General features: G+C 39.5%; 18 protein-coding genes. 5 read left to right on the top strand and 13 right to left on the bottom strand.

Features of this window, described 5'->3' with window-relative positions; translation table 11 throughout:
• The first annotated feature begins 145 nt into the window (after positions 1-145).
• Positions 146-907 (top strand): ThiF family adenylyltransferase, encoded by a 762-nt coding sequence (locus ASF86_RS13375; protein ID WP_056482806.1) that lies wholly within the window; start codon positions 146-148, stop codon positions 905-907.
• A 52-nt stretch (positions 908-959) separates the two neighbouring features.
• On the opposite strand, the gene ASF86_RS19320 is transcribed toward ASF86_RS13375, so the two are convergent.
• Positions 960-1,082, bottom strand: a complete 123-nt coding sequence (locus ASF86_RS19320) for a hypothetical protein (RefSeq protein WP_081407706.1) — start codon at positions 1,080-1,082, stop codon at positions 960-962.
• Positions 1,083-1,178: 96 nt separating this feature from the next.
• Here ASF86_RS19320 and ASF86_RS13370 point away from each other — a divergent pair, with 96 nt between their 5' ends.
• The gene (locus ASF86_RS13370) at positions 1,179-2,078 is read left to right on the top strand and encodes a LysR family transcriptional regulator (protein ID WP_081407705.1); all 900 of its coding nucleotides are present in this window, start codon (positions 1,179-1,181) and stop codon (positions 2,076-2,078) included.
• Positions 2,079-2,114: 36 nt separating this feature from the next.
• Here the strand turns inward: ASF86_RS13370 and ASF86_RS13365 are convergent, their stop codons facing one another.
• The 6 genes from ASF86_RS13365 to ASF86_RS13340 form a co-directional block, all read right to left on the bottom strand.
• Positions 2,115-2,555: a hypothetical protein gene (locus ASF86_RS13365; RefSeq protein WP_056482800.1), complete on the bottom strand. Its 441-nt coding sequence runs from the start codon at positions 2,553-2,555 to the stop codon at positions 2,115-2,117.
• 127 nt (positions 2,556-2,682) lie between these two features.
• Positions 2,683-3,201 carry a hypothetical protein gene (locus ASF86_RS13360; RefSeq protein ID WP_056482797.1) on the bottom strand — a complete coding sequence of 173 codons (519 nt, stop codon included), beginning with the start codon at positions 3,199-3,201 and terminating at the stop codon, positions 2,683-2,685.
• 334 nt (positions 3,202-3,535) lie between these two features.
• Positions 3,536-4,540, bottom strand: a complete 1,005-nt coding sequence (dusA, locus tag ASF86_RS13355; RefSeq protein ID WP_056482795.1) for a tRNA dihydrouridine(20/20a) synthase DusA — start codon at positions 4,538-4,540, stop codon at positions 3,536-3,538.
• A gap of 141 nt (positions 4,541-4,681) precedes the next feature.
• The gene (locus tag ASF86_RS13350) at positions 4,682-5,872 is read right to left on the bottom strand and encodes an MFS transporter (protein ID WP_056482792.1); all 1,191 of its coding nucleotides are present in this window, start codon (positions 5,870-5,872) and stop codon (positions 4,682-4,684) included.
• 18 nt (positions 5,873-5,890) lie between these two features.
• Positions 5,891-6,298 carry a RidA family protein gene (locus tag ASF86_RS13345; protein WP_005036835.1) on the bottom strand — a complete coding sequence of 136 codons (408 nt, stop codon included), beginning with the start codon at positions 6,296-6,298 and terminating at the stop codon, positions 5,891-5,893.
• A 67-nt stretch (positions 6,299-6,365) separates the two neighbouring features.
• Positions 6,366-7,292 (bottom strand): DMT family transporter, encoded by a 927-nt coding sequence (locus tag ASF86_RS13340; RefSeq protein ID WP_056482788.1) that lies wholly within the window; start codon positions 7,290-7,292, stop codon positions 6,366-6,368.
• A gap of 238 nt (positions 7,293-7,530) precedes the next feature.
• On the opposite strand from ASF86_RS13340, the gene ASF86_RS13335 reads away from it, so the two are divergent.
• The 3 genes from ASF86_RS13335 to ASF86_RS13325 are packed head-to-tail and all read left to right on the top strand — an operon-like array spanning position 7,531 to position 10,451.
• Complete coding sequence (locus tag ASF86_RS13335) at positions 7,531-8,658, top strand: Re/Si-specific NAD(P)(+) transhydrogenase subunit alpha (protein WP_004641209.1); 1,128 nt, start codon at positions 7,531-7,533, stop codon at positions 8,656-8,658.
• A gap of 11 nt (positions 8,659-8,669) precedes the next feature.
• Positions 8,670-8,984 carry a proton-translocating transhydrogenase family protein gene (locus ASF86_RS13330; protein ID WP_003654992.1) on the top strand — a complete coding sequence of 105 codons (315 nt, stop codon included), beginning with the start codon at positions 8,670-8,672 and terminating at the stop codon, positions 8,982-8,984.
• A 12-nt stretch (positions 8,985-8,996) separates the two neighbouring features.
• Positions 8,997-10,451, top strand: coding sequence for an NAD(P)(+) transhydrogenase (Re/Si-specific) subunit beta (locus tag ASF86_RS13325; RefSeq protein ID WP_017391250.1), 1,455 nt, complete (start codon positions 8,997-8,999; stop codon positions 10,449-10,451).
• Positions 10,452-10,514: 63 nt separating this feature from the next.
• Here ASF86_RS13325 and ASF86_RS13320 read toward each other — a convergent pair whose 3' ends face one another.
• The 6 genes from ASF86_RS13320 to ASF86_RS13295 form a co-directional block, all read right to left on the bottom strand.
• The gene (locus ASF86_RS13320) at positions 10,515-11,336 is read right to left on the bottom strand and encodes an SDR family NAD(P)-dependent oxidoreductase (RefSeq protein WP_056482785.1); all 822 of its coding nucleotides are present in this window, start codon (positions 11,334-11,336) and stop codon (positions 10,515-10,517) included.
• 250 nt (positions 11,337-11,586) lie between these two features.
• Positions 11,587-11,988 carry a ribosome silencing factor gene (gene rsfS, locus ASF86_RS13315; protein WP_003654998.1) on the bottom strand — a complete coding sequence of 134 codons (402 nt, stop codon included), beginning with the start codon at positions 11,986-11,988 and terminating at the stop codon, positions 11,587-11,589.
• 81 nt (positions 11,989-12,069) lie between these two features.
• Complete coding sequence (locus tag ASF86_RS13310) at positions 12,070-12,864, bottom strand: hydroxypyruvate isomerase family protein (protein ID WP_056482782.1); 795 nt, start codon at positions 12,862-12,864, stop codon at positions 12,070-12,072.
• A gap of 13 nt (positions 12,865-12,877) precedes the next feature.
• A complete protein-coding gene (locus ASF86_RS13305; protein ID WP_056482779.1) occupies positions 12,878-13,747 on the bottom strand; it encodes an NAD(P)-dependent oxidoreductase in 870 nt (289 codons plus the stop codon).
• Between the two features lie 11 nt (positions 13,748-13,758).
• A complete protein-coding gene (locus ASF86_RS13300; protein WP_003655004.1) occupies positions 13,759-14,547 on the bottom strand; it encodes a crotonase/enoyl-CoA hydratase family protein in 789 nt (262 codons plus the stop codon).
• A 94-nt stretch (positions 14,548-14,641) separates the two neighbouring features.
• Positions 14,642-17,449, bottom strand: coding sequence for an ATP-binding protein (locus ASF86_RS13295; protein WP_056482776.1), 2,808 nt, complete (start codon positions 17,447-17,449; stop codon positions 14,642-14,644).
• Between the last annotated feature and the right edge of the window lie 123 nt (positions 17,450-17,572).

Here is a 17,572-nt window from a genome sequence, read left to right as displayed (position 1 = left end):
TAAATAATATAATTTGACTTATAATGACAAGACTTACCGTGAATTCAAATATCACGATCTCAAGTTTTCTTTGATATGAAATACACTTTCTTCTGAAAAGCAGTAAAATAGCCACCGTGTTTTATATCCCCCCAAAAGAGTAACAATGACCGATCTCCAACAAGATGAATATGAACGTCGTTTTGCAGGTGTAGCCAAAGTTTATGGTGATTCCTCGTTTCAACATTACGAGCAAAGTCATGTGATGGTGATTGGTATTGGTGGTGTGGGCAGTTGGGCTGTAGAGGCTTTGGCTCGTACCGGAATTGGTGAAATCACATTAGTGGATATGGATGTTGTCGCGGCATCAAATGTGAACCGTCAGCTACCAGCGATGACCTCTACATTAGGCTGTGAAAAAGTTGAGATTATGGCAGAGCGCTGTCGTCAGATTAACCCACGTATTAAAGTAAATATTATTGACGACTTCCTTACACCTGAGAATGTCACAGAGCTTTTAAATCCTGTACCCAATATTATCTTAGACTGTATTGATGACGTTAAAGCGAAGCTGGCTTTAATGCTGCATTGCCGTTTTAACAAAATTCCTTTGATTGTTTCTGGTGGAGCAGGCGGTAAGCTCGACCCACTTAAAATTCGTGTCGCGGATTTATCAAAAACCGAACAAGACCCGATGTTGGCGAAGTTACGTAGCCAACTTCGCGCTCGTGGTATTTGTAAAAAACCAAAAGAGAAATTTGGAATTACCTGTATTTATTCTATCGATAATCCATTCTCAAGTGCAGATGTGTGTCCATCGGCTGGTTTACGCTGTGGTGGCTATGGTTCAGCGGTGGTTGTGACTTCAAGTTTTGCCATGATTGCAGTAGCTGAAGTTTTAAAGAAACTTGAGTTAAAGAAAGCTTAGTTTAAATATTAAAAAGGCGTGCTCTTATGATTGAGCATGCCTTTTTCTTTTTTTAGTCATATAACTCTATCGTGTCGTGTTTGGGCTGTGTTGGAAGCTGCTGATCATAAAATTTAAAGCACCATAAAATTAGAATAACGACAGTGAATATGGCGAAACCTTTTAAATACTTCATGAGTAATTCAATCAAGTGAATGGTCTTAATAAAATTCTAGCGAAGCAAATCTATCTAATCTAATATAGAAAATAGGCTTAATGATCTAATTTTGAGATGGGAATGCTCACTTTAAAACAATTTCAATATTTTATAAAAATTGTTGAAGAAGGCAGTTTTACGGCTGCTTCAGAAAAGCTCTTTATTGCTCAATCAGCTTTGAGTAGGCAGATAAAATTATTAGAGGAAGAAATTAACTTTCAACTATTTGATCGTACTGACAAGAAAGTAAAACTTACAGCGGCAGGAGAAGTCTTCTATAAAAAAATAAAAGATAACCTGCTCTACTTAAATGAAATTATTGATCTTTCTAAAAGTATTTCGGAAGGGAAAAATCGCCAGATTAAAATTGCTCACTCAAGTAGTATTGTCATGGATGATAAAAAGATTCAGATATTAAAAGAAATTAGCTTAGCTAAGCAGATAAATTTTGAGGTGAATACCCTGTCATCGGAGCAGCAAATTTTAGCTTTAATGAGTGGAGAAATTGATATTGGTTTGATAAGGCCACCAGTATTGCATAGCCTTGAAGAAATAACGATTTTGAAATTATATGAACAGCCCTTATTTGTCGCTGTCTATATTGATCACCCTAAATTTAAACAAAAACAAAGTATCCAGATAAGAGATTTAGTAGATGAATATTTTGTTTCAACTCCACATCCAAAGCGGGGAGGTTTGAGCTATCTAGTCTCAAATTTGTGTGTAGGAGCTAGTTTCTTGCCTAAAACAGCGGTAGTCCAATCTCGTAAGATAACCCAATTACAATTAGTCGCTGCAAATTTGGGTATTAGTATTGTCCCTCAAGAATTTGAACAAATACTACCCAAAAATGTAAAACTGATTCCGCTGGAAAATAAGAACCTTTTCTCTGAAGTGGTTTTAGCTTATAGAACAGACCAAAGTGATCTGATTCAATCTTATGCTGCACATATCTACGAACTGCTACAAGCGTGAGTAGGAGATATCTTTAATAACCATATGCTGAAATAATTATTGTAGCCCGGTGTGCTCGCTAATAAGAAACGTATATTCGCTATCACCGTCTAACTGACGCTCCTGAGACATAATGTCTATTTTAGGGCGTTTATGTTGATAGAATTCTAAATTGATGCAACCACTATTATTAATTGCATAGCGAATATAGTAATTATCTGGCTCTAGAAAAATTGTTGCTTCTTCAAATGAGTGCAGAGATAGAATTTTTTTCTTATCGTGAAAAATTACGGAAGGACAATCTAGTAATCCATTTAAATATTGCTTTCGTATGACATGGATCCGAGCTTGAGGAGCCGTTCCTTTCAATAAATATTGTGGTTGATAAATCCTTTTTTCCGGTACTTTTTTGAAAACTTCTATAACGTTTGTATCGGGAATGGCATGCGCCAAACTAAACGATGTCAGTAAGTAACCGCCTAAGAGTATTTTTTTCATAAAGTTACATCATCATTTTTGACAAGTACAATATGAAAATCATGCAAAAAAGAAGCCAAACCTGATTTAAAAAAGTCTGTCTGATCAACTGTTTGGCATATTTAAAAAGGATTGAAAAACCCGATGCTTAGGTAGGTTGCCCTAAACGATAGTAAGTATAAGTGACGCTATCATCTTTATAGACATCATAGCTGTTTTGTTTGAAGTCAGAGACCCATTCACTTCCTGTGTATCCAGCAATATGTCCATAAACGTGATTGCGAGTTCTGTGAATGATGTAAATATCGCCTTCTTGTGGCTCATCAAATGATGGATCTATCTCTTTGTAGCCAATCTTTTTGAGAGTGTCTCCCCAGTCTGAAGCTGCAATGGGGTGATTCCGAATATCTGCACCAGCAGATTCGAGAGCAAGGCGGATACTACGTGCACAACGAGCTTTACTGCGTCTTGAGGTAATACTTTCTAATTTAGCTACGAATCTATCAACATCTATTGCTGGAGTATCGGAAGTTTCAGTTTGATGATTACTAGGTTTCATGGTGAAAGGATAAGGGAGACTTGGAGTGCTGTGGGATACAACAATGGCTGCCTGATTTGAATCCTGATACATATAATTATCAGCTACTTGTCCGTCATAAATAATCATCGTGAAATCTCTACCGTACTATCTATATCCATATTAAAAAAATCACCACCTACCTGCGGCGTTCAGAGATACTAATAGGCGTACCTTAAAAGTTTTGTTTGCGTTATGTAATAACGTATCTTTTTTCCAAATATTGCTACTTAGAGATCAAAAGATATTTATTAAAATGAAACACAAAAATAATTTAACCTAAGTTGTTGATATTTTTATTTAAAAATAATTAATCAGAGCTTAAATTTGAATATTTTAATTCAGTCATTGCGAATATACTCAAAATCTAAGTCCCTGATTTAAAATGCCACATTTTCTTACAATTTAAGAAGCCATCACATGCTTAAGCCTGATGTTCTTTTAAATATTCCTCAGTACGAATTAAAGCTGCTTGCATGTTGCAAATAGCCTGTTCTACATCACCTAAAGTTTTTGCATTTCCGCCACTTAGCGCCTGACGCCATTTACGCGCACCAGGTAAATTTTGGAATAAACCCAAAATATGACGTGTAATGATGGAGAGTGGAGCACCTTCAGCCATACGCTGTTCAATATAAGGTAGCATTTGTTCCATAATCTCGAATCGATCTGGAGCTTCCAAATTCCAAAGCTGACCCATTTCTGCGAGTAAGTACGGATTATGGTAGGCTTCACGGCCAATCATGACGCCATCAACATGCTGTAAATGTGTTTGAGTTTCAGCAAACGTTTTAATCCCGCCGTTAATTTCAATGGTGAGATGTGGGCGCTCTTGTTTTAAACGATAGACATCTTCATAGCGTAAAGGTGGAACTTCACGGTTTTCTTTTGGTGACAGGCCTTTCAAAATAGCAATACGGGCATGCACTACAAAATGAGTGCAACCTGTTGCTGCAACTGTATCTACAAAATGAAGCATCTCTTCATAAGAGTGCATGTCATCAATCCCGATACGGTGTTTCACCGTTACCGGAATGTTTACTGCTTTTTGCATAGTGTGAATGCATTCAGCAACCAAATCTGGTTCTGCCATTAAGCAAGCACCGATTTTATTGTTCTGTACACGGTCACTTGGGCAGCCTACATTGAGGTTAACTTCATCGTAACCCCAGTCTTCAGCCATTTTTGTGCAGGTCGCAAGCTCTTGTGGGTTTGAACCGCCTAACTGTAATACGATAGGATGCTCTTGTGCACTGTAGTCTAAATGGCGTTTAGCATCACCAAATAGAATCGCACCTGTGGTGACCATTTCGGTGTATAGCACAACATTTGGGTTAAACAAGCGCGCAAAGAATCGATAATCCTTCGTTGTCCAATCCATCATAGGTGCGACAGAAATACGAGGTTGTAACGATTGAAGTGATTGCATAACCAATAGCCCAAAAGTCGCTAAATTAATGAAAGGGCAGCATTATACGAGGTTTATGCTTGAATCGACAGAGGCATTTAGCCGAGTAATTTATAACCACCCTTGTGTTGAATATAGGGAGATGATTTATAACAAGTTACCTTATTGGGAAATCATTTTCTTTTTTTGTAAGATAGCATCAAACAAGCTAAACAAAATACAAAGTACAACTAGCCCAATACCAGCAAGGCAAGTCATGGTCCATCCACCACGGTTCCACGCAAAAATTCCTAATGCTGAACCTCCTGCGCCTCCAATAAAGTAAGTGGTCATATAGATGGCATTAATACGAGATTTAGCATCTGGTCGTAAACGGAAAATAATACTCTGGTTGCTTGTGTGTACGAGTGCTAGTGCTAACTGAATTAAAGCAAATCCAGCAATATAACTCGCAAGCAAAGTTTGTCCATAATAAAAGCAGAGCCAGCTTAACAGGAATAAACCACAGCCCATCCATGTGAGTAGAGTGGTACGTCCCTGATCGGCATATTTACCAATATAACGGGTTGATAAGGCACCAAAGATACCGACTAAAGGTACTAGTCCAATAAACAGATCAGGTAAATGATGTGCTGAGGTGAGGAGTAATGCGATGGTGGAATATAAAATACTCACAGATGCGAAGGCGAAAGCACCTGTAAGCGCTCTTAATAATAGTCTTTTCTCTTGTTTTAAAAGCTGACCCATGGAACCAAAGATCTGTCCATAGTTCATTTTCATGCGTAAAACATAAGGCAAGCGACTTTTTAAGGTATACGCCAGTAGTAACATTAATATGCCACTTACCACATAAACCACTTTCCAGTGGAATAAGTTAGAAAATAGGCCAGCCAGACTGGTAGAGAGTAAAATACCAACCAATAGGCCACTCATTAAAAAACCAATGATCTCGCCAGTTTTTTCAGGTTTTACAGTCATTGTAGCAAGTGGAATAAGCACTTGAGCTGCCACAGAAAATAAGCCCGCTAAAATTGTACCAATCCATAGCATGGGTAAGTTAACAGCAAAAGCAGAAGTAAATAGGCCAACTGCACAAAGCACCATCAAAAACGGAATAGCCTTGGCTTTATTGACGATATCACCCATCGGAACAATAAAGAGTAGTCCGAGGGCATAAGACACCTGAGCAAATGTAACGGTCAATGCGGCTTGTGCTTGAGTAACAGCAAAGTCTTGTTGAATGGAGTGAATAAGAGGCTGGCAATAATAATTCACACCTGCACATAAGCCACATGCTGCTGCCATCAACCAAAGTAAAGGTTTATTTTGACTGATATCTTCAGGGGTAGACATGATGTTCTCTCGATTTTATTAGGTGTATGCGGTTGCTTCGACTTCAATGAGCATATGCTCTAATGCAAGGCGTGGTACAGGAATGAGTGTACAGGCTGGAAAAGGATGATTTTTCCATAAATTTTGCATAACTTTAATTAAAATTTCATGTTTTTCGACCGAGTGGTCAACAACTAAAACTCTTAATACGGCAATGTTGCTAAGCTCTGCATTGGCAGCAATTAAAGCATGCTTAATATTATCAATAGCTTGGGAAACTTGTTCTTCAAAGTTTGGGCTTAATTCACCTTTTGAGTTTTCGCCTCCTTGACCTGCAATATGAATAATCTTTTTAAAGTTTTCTACCACAGCAACATGACTATAAGCATTTGGAGTAGGGTCGTATAAAGTTGATGGATTTATTATTTTAAAAGTTTCTTTATTCATGAGACTCAACCGTTCAGTAAAATTTAGATGAGTATCCAACCTCAACTTAAGTTGAGGTCAAGAGAAATTAGTATTTTAATCTTTTCTTTCTGAGGGTAATTATCATGACACCTGCAATATTTAAAATACAGCCTACCCATTGCCACATATTGAGATGTTCATTTAAAAAAGTAACCGCGAGCAAAATAGTTAAAACCGGTCCTATCGAAGCAATCATGGCAGATTGAGAGGCGCCAAGTCGCTCAATACTTTGCATGAGCATAACGGTAGGTAAAACAGTGACCAAAAAGCCAAGTCCGACGCCGTACCAAATTACACTGGATGGAAGTTGTAATAGAAGTTGAATAGGCTGAGGAGTGCTTAATACATAGTGCGTTAATGTACCGATACAAGCGACTGTTAAAGCTAAACCTGTGAAATTCCAAGAACCAAATTTTTTAATTAATGGCGGGGTCAGTAGTAAATAGCCTGCAAAAGCCACAGCACTCGCAAACACGAGACTTGTGCCCAACCAGAAGTTGCCCTGAATTGGTGCATTGCTGTGCTCTTGAAGCATGACCAATACAGTTCCACCATAACTAAGAAAAATGGCAAATAAACTTTTTGCATCTAATTTTTGTTTGTAGAGCAAGCTTGAGACTATGACGGTGAGAGTAGGATATAAAAATAGAATAATTCGTTCGAGTGAAGCACTAATAAACATCAGACCCATAAAATCGAGCCAGCTGGCAAAGTAGTAGCCTAATAGACCAGCAAAAATTAAAATTAGCCAATCCTTCTTTTTTATGCCCTGATTATGATGCCTGTTAAACCAGCAAATTAATAGAAAGAACGGTAAAGCGCTTAACATGCGTAAAGCCATCAGGACTGTAGCGTCTACTAATGGAGAAAGGGCATAAGTCTGTTTAATAAAGATTGCTTTTGTACTGAATAGAAAAGCAGAGCAAAGAGCAAAAAAAGACCCGATTTGAAACGAAGATAAAGAAATTTTCATATACAAGACTGTATAAGAGAGACTGTTGTCTGCAAAAAAAGAAAAAGCTTCCTATGTTACACCTCAAATCAAATATCGTGAATCATCAGTTCAAAATATGGGTATTTATTAAATAAATATTGGGTGGTATTTTAAAAAAGTTCAATTAGAATCCAAATTCTGTACAAAGAATACACATGGGGGAAACATTGCAGGTTGCAATGTTTTTGACAATGAGAAATTAGCTTGAGGAACGCTCATGCAAATCGGAATCCCAACCGAAACTGTCGTCGGTGAAAATCGTGTAGCTGCTACGCCAGAGACAGTAAAGAAGTTGATTAGCGCTGGTCATAGCGTTGTGATTGAACGTGGTGCCGGTGTAAAGGCTGCGTACATTGACAGTGCTTATGAACAGGTCGGTGCAACCATTACGGATGATGCCTATACGGGTAGTCAAATTATTTTGAAAGTTCGTGCGCCACAAGGCGGGGAAATTCAAAAACTTCCAGCAAATACTGCTGTTGTAGCAATGTTTGATCCTTATCGTAATACCGAGCTAGATCAGTTTGCGAATCAGCAAGTTTCTGCTTTTGCATTGGAATTGCTTCCTCGTACGCTTTCTCGTGCGCAGAACATGGACGTATTGTCTTCTCAGGCAAACCTTTCTGGTTATAAATCAGTTTTGCTTGCTGCCGCTGAATATCAACGTATGTTCCCAATGCTTATGACTGCTGCTGGTACTGTAAAACCAGCACGTGTTGTGATTATGGGTGTGGGCGTTGCAGGTCTTCAGGCAATTGCAACGGCAAAACGTTTAGGTGCAATTGTTGAAGCAACTGATTTACGTCCTACCGCAAAAGATCAAGTTGAATCTTTAGGCGGTAAGTGGTTAGACGTACCAATGTCTGAAGAAGAGCAACAACGTGCAGCTGACGCCGCTAAAAATGGTTATGGATGGATGCCGGGTGAGCAATACATCAAAGACCAAGCCGCGATTGTTGACAAGGCTGTATCTAACGCTGACATCGTGATTACAACTGCATTGTTGCCGGGTCGTGATGCACCGCGTCTGATTAAGGCTGAAACTGTTGCCAAGATGAAACCAGGCTCTGTCATTTTAGATATGGCTGTTGAAACTGGTGGTAACGTTGAAGGCTCTAAAGTTGGCGAGACTGTGTTTACAGAAAATGGCGTGAAAATTTTGGGTGTTCCAAATATTCCGGCAACTGTAGCGACAGAAGCTTCCGCACTATATGCGCGTAACGTATTCAATTTCGTAGAAACTTTATTCGACAAAGAGAAAAACTTTGCGATTAATCAAGAAGACGAAATCCAAAAAGCCCTATTGGTCACTCATGGCGGTCAAGTACTGCTTAAGCGTGGTTAAGGAGATTTCTCATGGTTGAAACTATTACAATTTTCGTCCTTGCCATCTTCGTAGGTTATTACGTAGTTTGGGGTGTTACACCAGCTTTACATACACCACTTATGGCTGTAACCAATGCGTTGTCATCTATTATTGTAGTGGGTGCAATGTTGCAAACTGTGGGTCTGCCTATTTTGGGTGTAGATGCTAACGTTGCATTTCAAAGTGTGAATGTGGTGAGCGTACTGGGTGCGATTGCGGTATTTTTGGCAAGCATTAATATTTTCGGCGGCTTTGCAGTAACTGCACGCATGTTGGAAATGTTCAAGCCTAAGCAAAAGAAATAAGAGGGCTTTGACATGGAATTTATTCAAGCAAATGCAAATTGGTTGTACCTTGTAGGCGCAATTCTCTTTATCTTGACGCTTCGTGGTTTGTCTGGCCCTAAAACAGCAATTCAAGGTAACCGTTACGGTATGATCGCGATGGCGATTGCAGTTGTAACCACCTTCTTTGTTGCGAATAACCCAGTCATCTGGATGATTGTTGGTGCAATGGTGTTGGGTGCAATCGTTGGTATTGCTCGTGCTCGTACTGTGCCAATGACTCAAATGCCTGAAACTGTGGCGTTGATGCACTCGTTAGTTGGTTTGGCTGCTGTCCTAATCGCAATTGCTGCAATTTTGCACAACAACCAACTCACTGAATTGTTTGCTCAAAATGAGGCGGCTTTAACTGCGGCTGGGGTGCAACATGTGCACATGAGCAGTGTTCACTTATTTGAATTGTTCGTAGGTTGTTTTGTTGGTGCGATTACCTTTACTGCATCTGTCTTTGCATACGGTAAATTGGCTGCAAAAAAATGGGCGAAAACAATTTCTGGTGCATGGGTTAAACCTGTTCAAGCGCTTATCTTTATTGCGATGTTGGCTTGTGGTTTCTACTTCTTTACCACTGGCAATATGACTGCATTCTGGGCAATGACAGCACTTGCACTTGCATTTGGCTGGGTATGGATTGCACCAGTTGGTGGTGGTGATATGCCTGTAGTGGTATCGCTTCTTAACTCATTCTCGGGTTGGGCTGCGGCAGGTATTGGTTTTACACTTGAAAACAATATGTTGATCGTTGCGGGTTCTCTCGTGGGTTCATCTGGTGCGATTCTGTCGTACATCATGTGTAAAGCAATGAACCGTTCAATCATCAATGTATTGTTTGGTGGTGCAATGGGTGGCGCGGCAGTTGCTACAGCTGCTAAAGGTGAGCAAGTTCAGCGTAACCATCGTTCTGGTTCTGCTGATGATGCGGGCTTCTTGATGTCAAATGCAGACAGCGTTGTGATTGTGCCTGGTTATGGTATGGCGCAAGGTCGCGCACAAAATGCTGTAAAAGAATTGTGTGAAATTCTAAAAGAGCAAGGTGTTCGCGTTCGTTTTGCAATCCATCCAGTTGCTGGTCGTATGCCTGGTCATATGAACGTATTGCTTGCTGAAGCAGACGTAGCATATGAAGACATCTTGGAAATGGATGAGATTAACTCAGACTTCCCAGCAACTGATGTGGTGCTTGTAATTGGTGCAAACGACGTAGTAAACCCTGCTGCGAAAGATGATCCAACTTCACCAATTTATGGCATGCCGATTCTTGAAGCACATAAAGCGCGTACGATCATGGTGATTAAGCGTTCTATGGCAACAGGTTATGCGGGTCTGGACAACGATTTGTTCTATAACGAAAAAACAATGATGATTTTTGGTGATGCCAAGAAAGTTGTTGAAGATATGACAAAAGCAATCAATGGTGGCGGTCACTAATCTGCCCTCAATCAGGATTGTAAAAGCCACCCTCGGGTGGCTTTTTTTATTTGGTCTATTTGTTTAAAGAAATTTTTCTACAAGGTCCATTGACTGTTGATAGAGGTCACGTGCAAGTTGCTGATTTTTTGCGTGTGAAGATTTCCAGTCTGGCATGTGCGCACTGACATATTCACCATTACGATTCTGCCATGCCTCTCCAGTTGCCATTTCTGTAATGAGATTTGCTGGAACTGAGGTTGGAACTAAGCCTAATTTCATCGCTGCATAAACTGGTTTTGGTAAGTCACGATAAATATCAGAAGCGACACCACCCGGATGCAATGCATTATTGGTAATTGAGCTTCCAGCTAGTTGTTCTGCTAAAGCATTGCTGAATAGTAAATTCGCAAGCTTCGATTGCCCATAATAGAACAGGGGGTTGTAAAAACCTTCGGCACGAAACTTGTTGGGTTTAATGGATCCCACCCAATGAGCAATAGATGCGAGATGAATAATCCGTGCTTGCGGAGATTGTTGTAAAACTGGAAGTAATTTTTGAGTTAGTAAAAAATGGCCTAAATAATTAACACCAAATTGCTGCTCGAAACCATCGACAGTCAGTTGTTTGGTTTTGGCAAATAACCCTGCATTGTTAATGAGTACATCAAGGCTGCCATAGCGGTCAGCAATCTCGTCGGCTGTCTTTCGAGTTAATTCAAGACTGTTTAGATCGAGAGAAACTAAATCGACTTGTCCTTGGTTGAGTGAGCGTAATTTATTTTGTGCAGCTTGAGCTTTTTCTGGATTTCGACACGCTAAAATAACATGTTGCCCTTGTTTAACGAGTTGTTCTGCTGTAGCAAAGCCAATCCCTGTGTTGGCGCCCGTAATTAATATTCTCACTTTCTGTACTCCGGTTATGCTATTTATTGGTGGGGACTTCAAGAGTTTGTATATTGCTGCAAATCTGACAATTTGTCATGTCAAATTTAAAGGTGCACGATGATTGGCTTTTAATGGCCAATAAAGCATTCGATGAAATTTAAAGATTTTGTTATTTAAAAAATATAAATACCACTTTATGAAGGGGGATGCTTTTTATAAAGAATTAAAAAAGCGGCTCAAAAGAGCCGCTTTTTTTAAAAGCAAAATTTTAAGCAACCGACTCTGGAGCGGTACGCCATAAGCTTTCTAAATCATAGAATTTACGAGCTGTTGGTAGCATCACATGTACTACAACAAAGCCGAGATCAATCAAGATCCATTCTGCATCTCGTTCACCTTCAACGCCAATCGGGCGGAAACCGGCTTTTCGAGCTTCTTCTGCAACATTGTCAGCGAGTGCTTTGACATGGCGAGTAGAAGTACCACTTGCAATTACAATAGCATCAGAGACATTGCTAATTGAGCTAACATCTAACTGGAGAATATCTTTTGCTTTTACATCAACTAAAGCGTCATGAACAACTTTGAGACAAGTCTGTACGTCTTTATTTGAGGTGTTCATTGCGAAATCGTGAGAATTAGACACGCTGGGCGATGGTTCTAAATTCATATAGGGTATATTTTCCTGACAATTACTCACTATCTAATATAGTGGTTTTCGCGCTAAATTTCAATCAGAAGTCGTAACAGTTTATATATTTACATCATCCGAAAAATACTTTTTCTTCCAAGTAAATGACTGATTTGAAGTATTTTCAGGCTTATATTCTGCTGCAATATAGTTTTGATAAGAGCTTTGCTTTAACCAAGAAAATATTTGTTCATAAGGGATTTGGGCTGTATCTGGTTCATGACGGCCCGGACAGTCCGCAAATTGAATATGTCCAATTAAGTTAATATTTTCTTGCAAACCCTCAAGTACATCTTCGCCCATCATCGCCATGTGATAGCAGTCATATTGCATTTTTAGGGCAGGGTGATTAACCGCTTCTAGCATTTCTTGTCCCTGCGCAATGTTCTGCACCAAAAAGCGTGGCATATCTGTACCGTTAATCATTTCAAAAACGGGTTCTATACCGTGTTCACTAAGTAAGTTACAGGCAAGTTTTAAATTAGCTGCTAGTGTTTTCAAACAAGGAAGTAGGTCGGCATCTAGAGGCTGTTTTCCTGCCAAAATGTTAACACGGGGAACTTTTAAAGCAGTGGCATAGCTAATCGCTAATTCTAACGCTTCACGAAAAGCTGTTTCTTGACCGGGTACACCAGCTAAACCATTGCCACCTTGCATAAGATCACCCGCAGGCACATTGATTAGACAGAGGCTAAGTTTGTAGCGTTCGAGTTGAGTTTGAATATCGGAAATAGCCAATTCATAAGGAAATTGAATTTCTACATATTCAAAGCCCTGTGCATGCGCCAGAGCAAAGCGTTCAATTAAAGGAACTTCGGTAAAAATCATGGATAAATTGACTGCAAGACGACCCATACTCAAACTCCGTTTATTTTTGCTCTATTAATTGAATCATAGTAGCTAAATCTTTCTCAGCAAAGCCATTTTTTTGGTGAGTTTGTAGCTGTAGTAGAGCTTTTTGTGCAACTGGGATGTCTAAATTAACATTGTTAGCCAATGTTACTGCGTTGTTAAGATCCTTAGATAATGTTTGAACTTTCCACTGAACTGGTTCAAAAGTATGAGTTGCCATGCGTGGAGTTAGAATTTGAAAAGGTTTGGAGTCAGCAAATCCACCGGCTAAGGCAGGGGCAAGCAAAGTTGTATCTACACCAGCTCGATCTGCAAGTGCGACAGCCTCTGCAATAAGAGCGCTGTTGGCTGCAACAATAAGTTGATTACAAATTTTGGTGGCTTGGCCAGTTCCTGTATCTCCCATGCGAGTCACACGTTGGGATAGAACATTATAAATAGGAGTTAATTCTGTAATGGTTTGAGCATCACCGCCTGCAAAAATGACAAGTGTGCCTTGTTCTGCACCTGCTGTTCCACCTGATACAGGTGAGTCAATCCATATGGCGTCATGGGTAGCAGCTGCTTGAGCAAGCGTTTTCGTTGCAGCAACAGATAAACTCGAGAAATCAACAATAACCTGTTTGGCTTTTAAGTTAGGCTGAATTTGCTCAAATACAGCTTGTACTGCTTTGTCATCTGCCAGACAGATTAAAATAACCGGATATTCACCAATATTTGAAAGTTCTAAAGCTTGTGCACCGATATCAATAAGTTCGTCACATGCAGAGGTGGTTCGATTCCAAACAGCAACTTGAAAGCCAGCTTGAATAAGGCGGGTTGCCATCCGACTTCCCATAAGCCCTATGCCTAAAAAAGCAATAGGGGTGTTGCGATCAAAATTCATAATCTAAGCTCTTATTTATATTGGCGTGGTAAAAAATTAACTTCCGGATGTTTGTCTTTTTTACGAGCAAGTTTGCTATTTTTACCAAGTAATAATTTAAGTTGCCAGATTTTTTCTAGACGTAATGATTTTTCTGGTTGATGTTCCATTGCATCAAGTACGCGTTTTGCCGCAGTGAGGGCATCAGGTGAGCGCTGCAACATTTCAGATGCAATCTCATTTGCTCTCTCTAAAGGAGTGTCACTTAAATGAGTTACAAGACCAATTTCTTTTGCATAATTCCCATCAAAAACGCGGGCAGTTAAGGTGAGTTCTTTTGCAAGGTCAACGCTAATTAAACCTTTTAATGAGCGAGTAAGTCCCATATCAGGAACTAAACCCCAGCGGCTTTCCATAATCGACATTTTTGTTTCTGGATGAGAAATTCGGATGTCAGCAGCCAAGGCGAGTTGCATGCCAGCGCCGAAACAATATCCTTCTAATGCTGCAATAACAGGTACAGGTAAATTCTGCCAAGTCAGAAATGCTTTTTGAAAAAGACTTTGTCCTGGTTTTACAAGTTCCCAAATTGCAAAAGCAGAGTTTTTAGGATTGTTGAGGTCAGATAAATCAATACCAGCACTAAACACATTTCCTTCGCCTGTCAAAATAACACAGCGAATATCTCTATCCTTTTTAATTGCTTTTGCAGTTGAAACTAACTCTTTTAATAAGGCAAAACTCATCGCATTGCGTTTGTCTGGACGGTTTAAATATACCGTTGCAATGCCATTATTTTTTTCAATACGTAAGAGTGCCATGAGATTCCCGCTTCTTTTTTTATAGATGAACGGAGCATAACATGGCTGTAATCTGGAAACATGACAGCTCAGTCATGCCTATTTGGTAGATATGTTAGTCAGGTATCACCAAGATCTGGTGAGCAGCACTTTCTACTTCTTTAACGACAAGACCTAATTCATCAAAGCGCTGTATAACTTCTTCAATGAAGCCTTCATCTGCTATACGGCGTTCTTTACGTAGCGTTGAAATAAATTGTTCAAAGTCACCTGTAACTTGCTGTAGTTTCGGGGCACCTACATAGCGAGTGGCACCATACAGGCGATGTAAAACATGCTCAAGTTGAGGGAAGTCTTCAAGCTCAATGAGCTGCTGCATTTCGTCTAGCTCAGTTGGAAAACTATCAACTAACATTTTGAGTAGATCTTGTGCTAAGTCTTCTTTATTTGCTGCAAGTTGCAAACTTTGTTGCCAGTTTAAAATTTGCGGGTCTAAAGCTTCTGCAACTACGTGGTGATCTTTATCTATGGCTTTTGCTGTAAAGTTGTTTTTAGTCCATTGCGTTAAGATCTGGATGATTTGCTCCATTTGAATTGGCTTGGTGACATAGTCATTCATGCCTACTTTAAGAAGCTTTTGCTTTTCATCGGCAAGGGCGTGGGCCGTTAACGCAATAATTGGAAGCTGCATTTCTCCATCGAGCGTTGACTCTAAAGAACGGATGGCACGTGTGGTATCAATGCCCGACATAACTGGCATTTGGATATCCATAAACACCAAATCAAATGGTTTAAGTTTTTGGTCAATTCGTTCTTGAATAAGGTTAAGCGCTTCTTGACCACTTAACGCTTTGGTTGTTTTAACGTTTAATTCACCCAACAAAGCTTCTAAAACAATTAAGTTTGGTAAATGGTCATCTACTGCAAGAATGTGTAAACCCTGACCATTAAAATCTTGTTGTTCTTCTTCAAAAATAGGCTGGTTGCTTAATAGTTGAATGAGTCCACTACGGCTTAATGGTTGATATAAAGGACGAGCACGATATTCACTGAGCATGTTTGGCTCAAGCGTCATTTGATAGCCATAGACGGCTAAATTACCTTGATAACGGCTGCGGATTTCTTTTAATAGCGCTTCTGTATCACCGCTATGGTCAACGATAAGCCATGTATTATCTTTCTGATCAAGATGTTTTAAACGACTAAACAAGTCCAGAATTGATTGTGTTTCGATATGAGGAACATGGTAGTTTTCAAGGTAATAACGTAAAACACTTGCTGTAGCAGGATGAGCAAGGTAAGACACCACTTGTAAATGCTCAAAGTGCGGATGTTCGATTTCGTAATCTTCATCTACCACAAATTGTGCGGTAAACCAGAACGTAGAGCCTTTTTCTGTTGGCGCACGTTCCTGATTATCCTCAAAGCCAATTTGACCATGCATGAGATGAACAAGCTGTTTAGAGATAGCAAGGCCTAAACCTGTACCGCCAAATTGACGTGTAACTGATGCATCACCTTGCGAGAATGATTCAAATAATTTTTTACGATCTGTACCACTTAAGCCAATACCACTATCTTGAACACTAAAATGAAGCAGACATTGTCCAATATCATCATGTTCCATACGAACACGAACAATAATTTCACCATCTGGAGTGAACTTGATTGCATTAGAAATCAAGTTGGTCAGAATTTGCTTGAAGCGTAACGCATCACCAATAACTTGTTGTGGAATGTTGTCCGCATAGTAAAAAGCCATGGCGATATGTTTTTGAGCGGCCAAAGGAGACAGCATATCCATAACATCAAAAATGGCTTCTTCCAAATCAAAGGGCGCTGTTTCAAGCTCTAACTTACCTGCATCAATTTTTGAGAAATCTAATACATCGTTAATTAATGCCAATAAATGGGCAGATGACTTGCGAATGGTTTGTAAATAAAGATTTTGTTCGTTATTTAAATTTTGTTGACGAAGCAATAAATGAATAAAGCCATCGATACTGTTGAGAGGTGTGCGAAGCTCATGACTAATATTGGCAAGGAAAACTGACTTTGCTTGGTTTGATGAAATCGCTTGGTCACGTGCTTGACGATAGGTAATGTTTTGGACTTCTAAGGTATCTAGTGTTCTGCGTAAGTCTTCTTCTGTTTGTTCGGTGTGCTCTTTTAATTCTAAAAAGCTAAAGTGCAATCGCTTAACAACATTTGCAATATCGCGCTGTAGTAAACGTAGCTCCCCAGTACTGTTAATGACTAGGTGCTGGTCTAGAGTATCTGCATTTAGACGTTGTAACTGCATGCGAATTTCATACATCGGCGCAATCCAGCGACGAGAATAAAAATTCAAGCATAGTAAAAGTAACAATAAGGTCATTAATCCAGTAATGACGAGAGCAATCATAATGCGATAACGTGCCAACTCTAGAGGCTGGTTATCCATTTCAATCACTAACCAGACTGGCGCTTTTCCAGCTTTATTACTAATCTGTAGTCCATAAATATTGTTGTGGTTATAAGAGATTGGACCAAAAAAATTATTACTACTGGGAAAGCTAGGCCAATAACGATTATCACGATAACCAATACTTAAATAAGTCTGTCCGTTGTTATCGATAAGTACCGCGCGTTTAAGATTTTTTTCGCTAAACATGCTTTGCATGATGTGCTGAGCATGATCGTATTCATCGGGCTGTAGTTCGACCAGCGTATACAAATCTTTCGCAATTTGATTATAGCGAGCTAAAATTGCTGAGGCGTGATGTAGCTGTTGTTTTTTTACCGAATGTGACGTTTCAGTTAAAACCAGAAAAGCACCGACCCCTGTTAAAATCATAATCGGCACAAAAATTAGAGCAATCAATTGCCCATATGCATGATTCAGACGTAAGCGTTTCGATAAGGTTTTATTGAAATTAGACATGGCTACATCAGATTTATCTCTCTGTACGGCATCTTATCACGCTTTATTTTAAAACAGACGGCATTTTATAAATGACCGAGCTTTAATCGCTTTCATGAAAAAGCATATTGAAATGGGTGCAGT

Origin of the sequence: Acinetobacter sp. Leaf130, assembly GCF_001423205.1 — a bacterium.
Lineage (GTDB): Bacteria > Pseudomonadota > Gammaproteobacteria > Pseudomonadales > Moraxellaceae > Acinetobacter > Acinetobacter calcoaceticus.
The sequence above is the reverse complement of the archived record's forward strand: the minus strand, read 5'-3'. Positions and strand labels throughout refer to the sequence as shown.

What these genes read in the sequence shown, in the direction of transcription:
- ASF86_RS13325 (WP_017391250.1), top strand. Translation starts at nt 8,997, where the DNA reads ATGGAATTTATTCAAGCAAATGCAAATTGGTTGTACCTTGTAGGCGCA.
- ASF86_RS13375 (WP_056482806.1), top strand. Translation starts at nt 146, where the DNA reads ATGACCGATCTCCAACAAGATGAATATGAACGTCGTTTTGCAGGTGTA.
- ASF86_RS13350 (WP_056482792.1), bottom strand. Translation starts at nt 5,872, where the DNA reads ATGTCTACCCCTGAAGATATCAGTCAAAATAAACCTTTACTTTGGTTG.
- rsfS (WP_003654998.1), bottom strand. Translation starts at nt 11,988, where the DNA reads ATGAATTTAGAACCATCGCCCAGCGTGTCTAATTCTCACGATTTCGCA.
- ASF86_RS13305 (WP_056482779.1), bottom strand. Translation starts at nt 13,747, where the DNA reads ATGAATTTTGATCGCAACACCCCTATTGCTTTTTTAGGCATAGGGCTT.
- dusA (WP_056482795.1), bottom strand. Translation starts at nt 4,540, where the DNA reads ATGCAATCACTTCAATCGTTACAACCTCGTATTTCTGTCGCACCTATG.
- ASF86_RS13365 (WP_056482800.1), bottom strand. Translation starts at nt 2,555, where the DNA reads ATGAAAAAAATACTCTTAGGCGGTTACTTACTGACATCGTTTAGTTTG.
- ASF86_RS13360 (WP_056482797.1), bottom strand. Translation starts at nt 3,201, where the DNA reads ATGATTATTTATGACGGACAAGTAGCTGATAATTATATGTATCAGGAT.
- ASF86_RS13330 (WP_003654992.1), top strand. Translation starts at nt 8,670, where the DNA reads ATGGTTGAAACTATTACAATTTTCGTCCTTGCCATCTTCGTAGGTTAT.
- ASF86_RS19320 (WP_081407706.1), bottom strand. Translation starts at nt 1,082, where the DNA reads ATGAAGTATTTAAAAGGTTTCGCCATATTCACTGTCGTTATTCTAATT.
- ASF86_RS13300 (WP_003655004.1), bottom strand. Translation starts at nt 14,547, where the DNA reads ATGGCACTCTTACGTATTGAAAAAAATAATGGCATTGCAACGGTATAT.
- ASF86_RS13370 (WP_081407705.1), top strand. Translation starts at nt 1,179, where the DNA reads ATGGGAATGCTCACTTTAAAACAATTTCAATATTTTATAAAAATTGTT.
- ASF86_RS13310 (WP_056482782.1), bottom strand. Translation starts at nt 12,864, where the DNA reads ATGGGTCGTCTTGCAGTCAATTTATCCATGATTTTTACCGAAGTTCCT.
- ASF86_RS13295 (WP_056482776.1), bottom strand. Translation starts at nt 17,449, where the DNA reads ATGTCTAATTTCAATAAAACCTTATCGAAACGCTTACGTCTGAATCAT.
- ASF86_RS13340 (WP_056482788.1), bottom strand. Translation starts at nt 7,292, where the DNA reads ATGAAAATTTCTTTATCTTCGTTTCAAATCGGGTCTTTTTTTGCTCTT.
- ASF86_RS13335 (WP_004641209.1), top strand. Translation starts at nt 7,531, where the DNA reads ATGCAAATCGGAATCCCAACCGAAACTGTCGTCGGTGAAAATCGTGTA.
- ASF86_RS13345 (WP_005036835.1), bottom strand. Translation starts at nt 6,298, where the DNA reads ATGAATAAAGAAACTTTTAAAATAATAAATCCATCAACTTTATACGAC.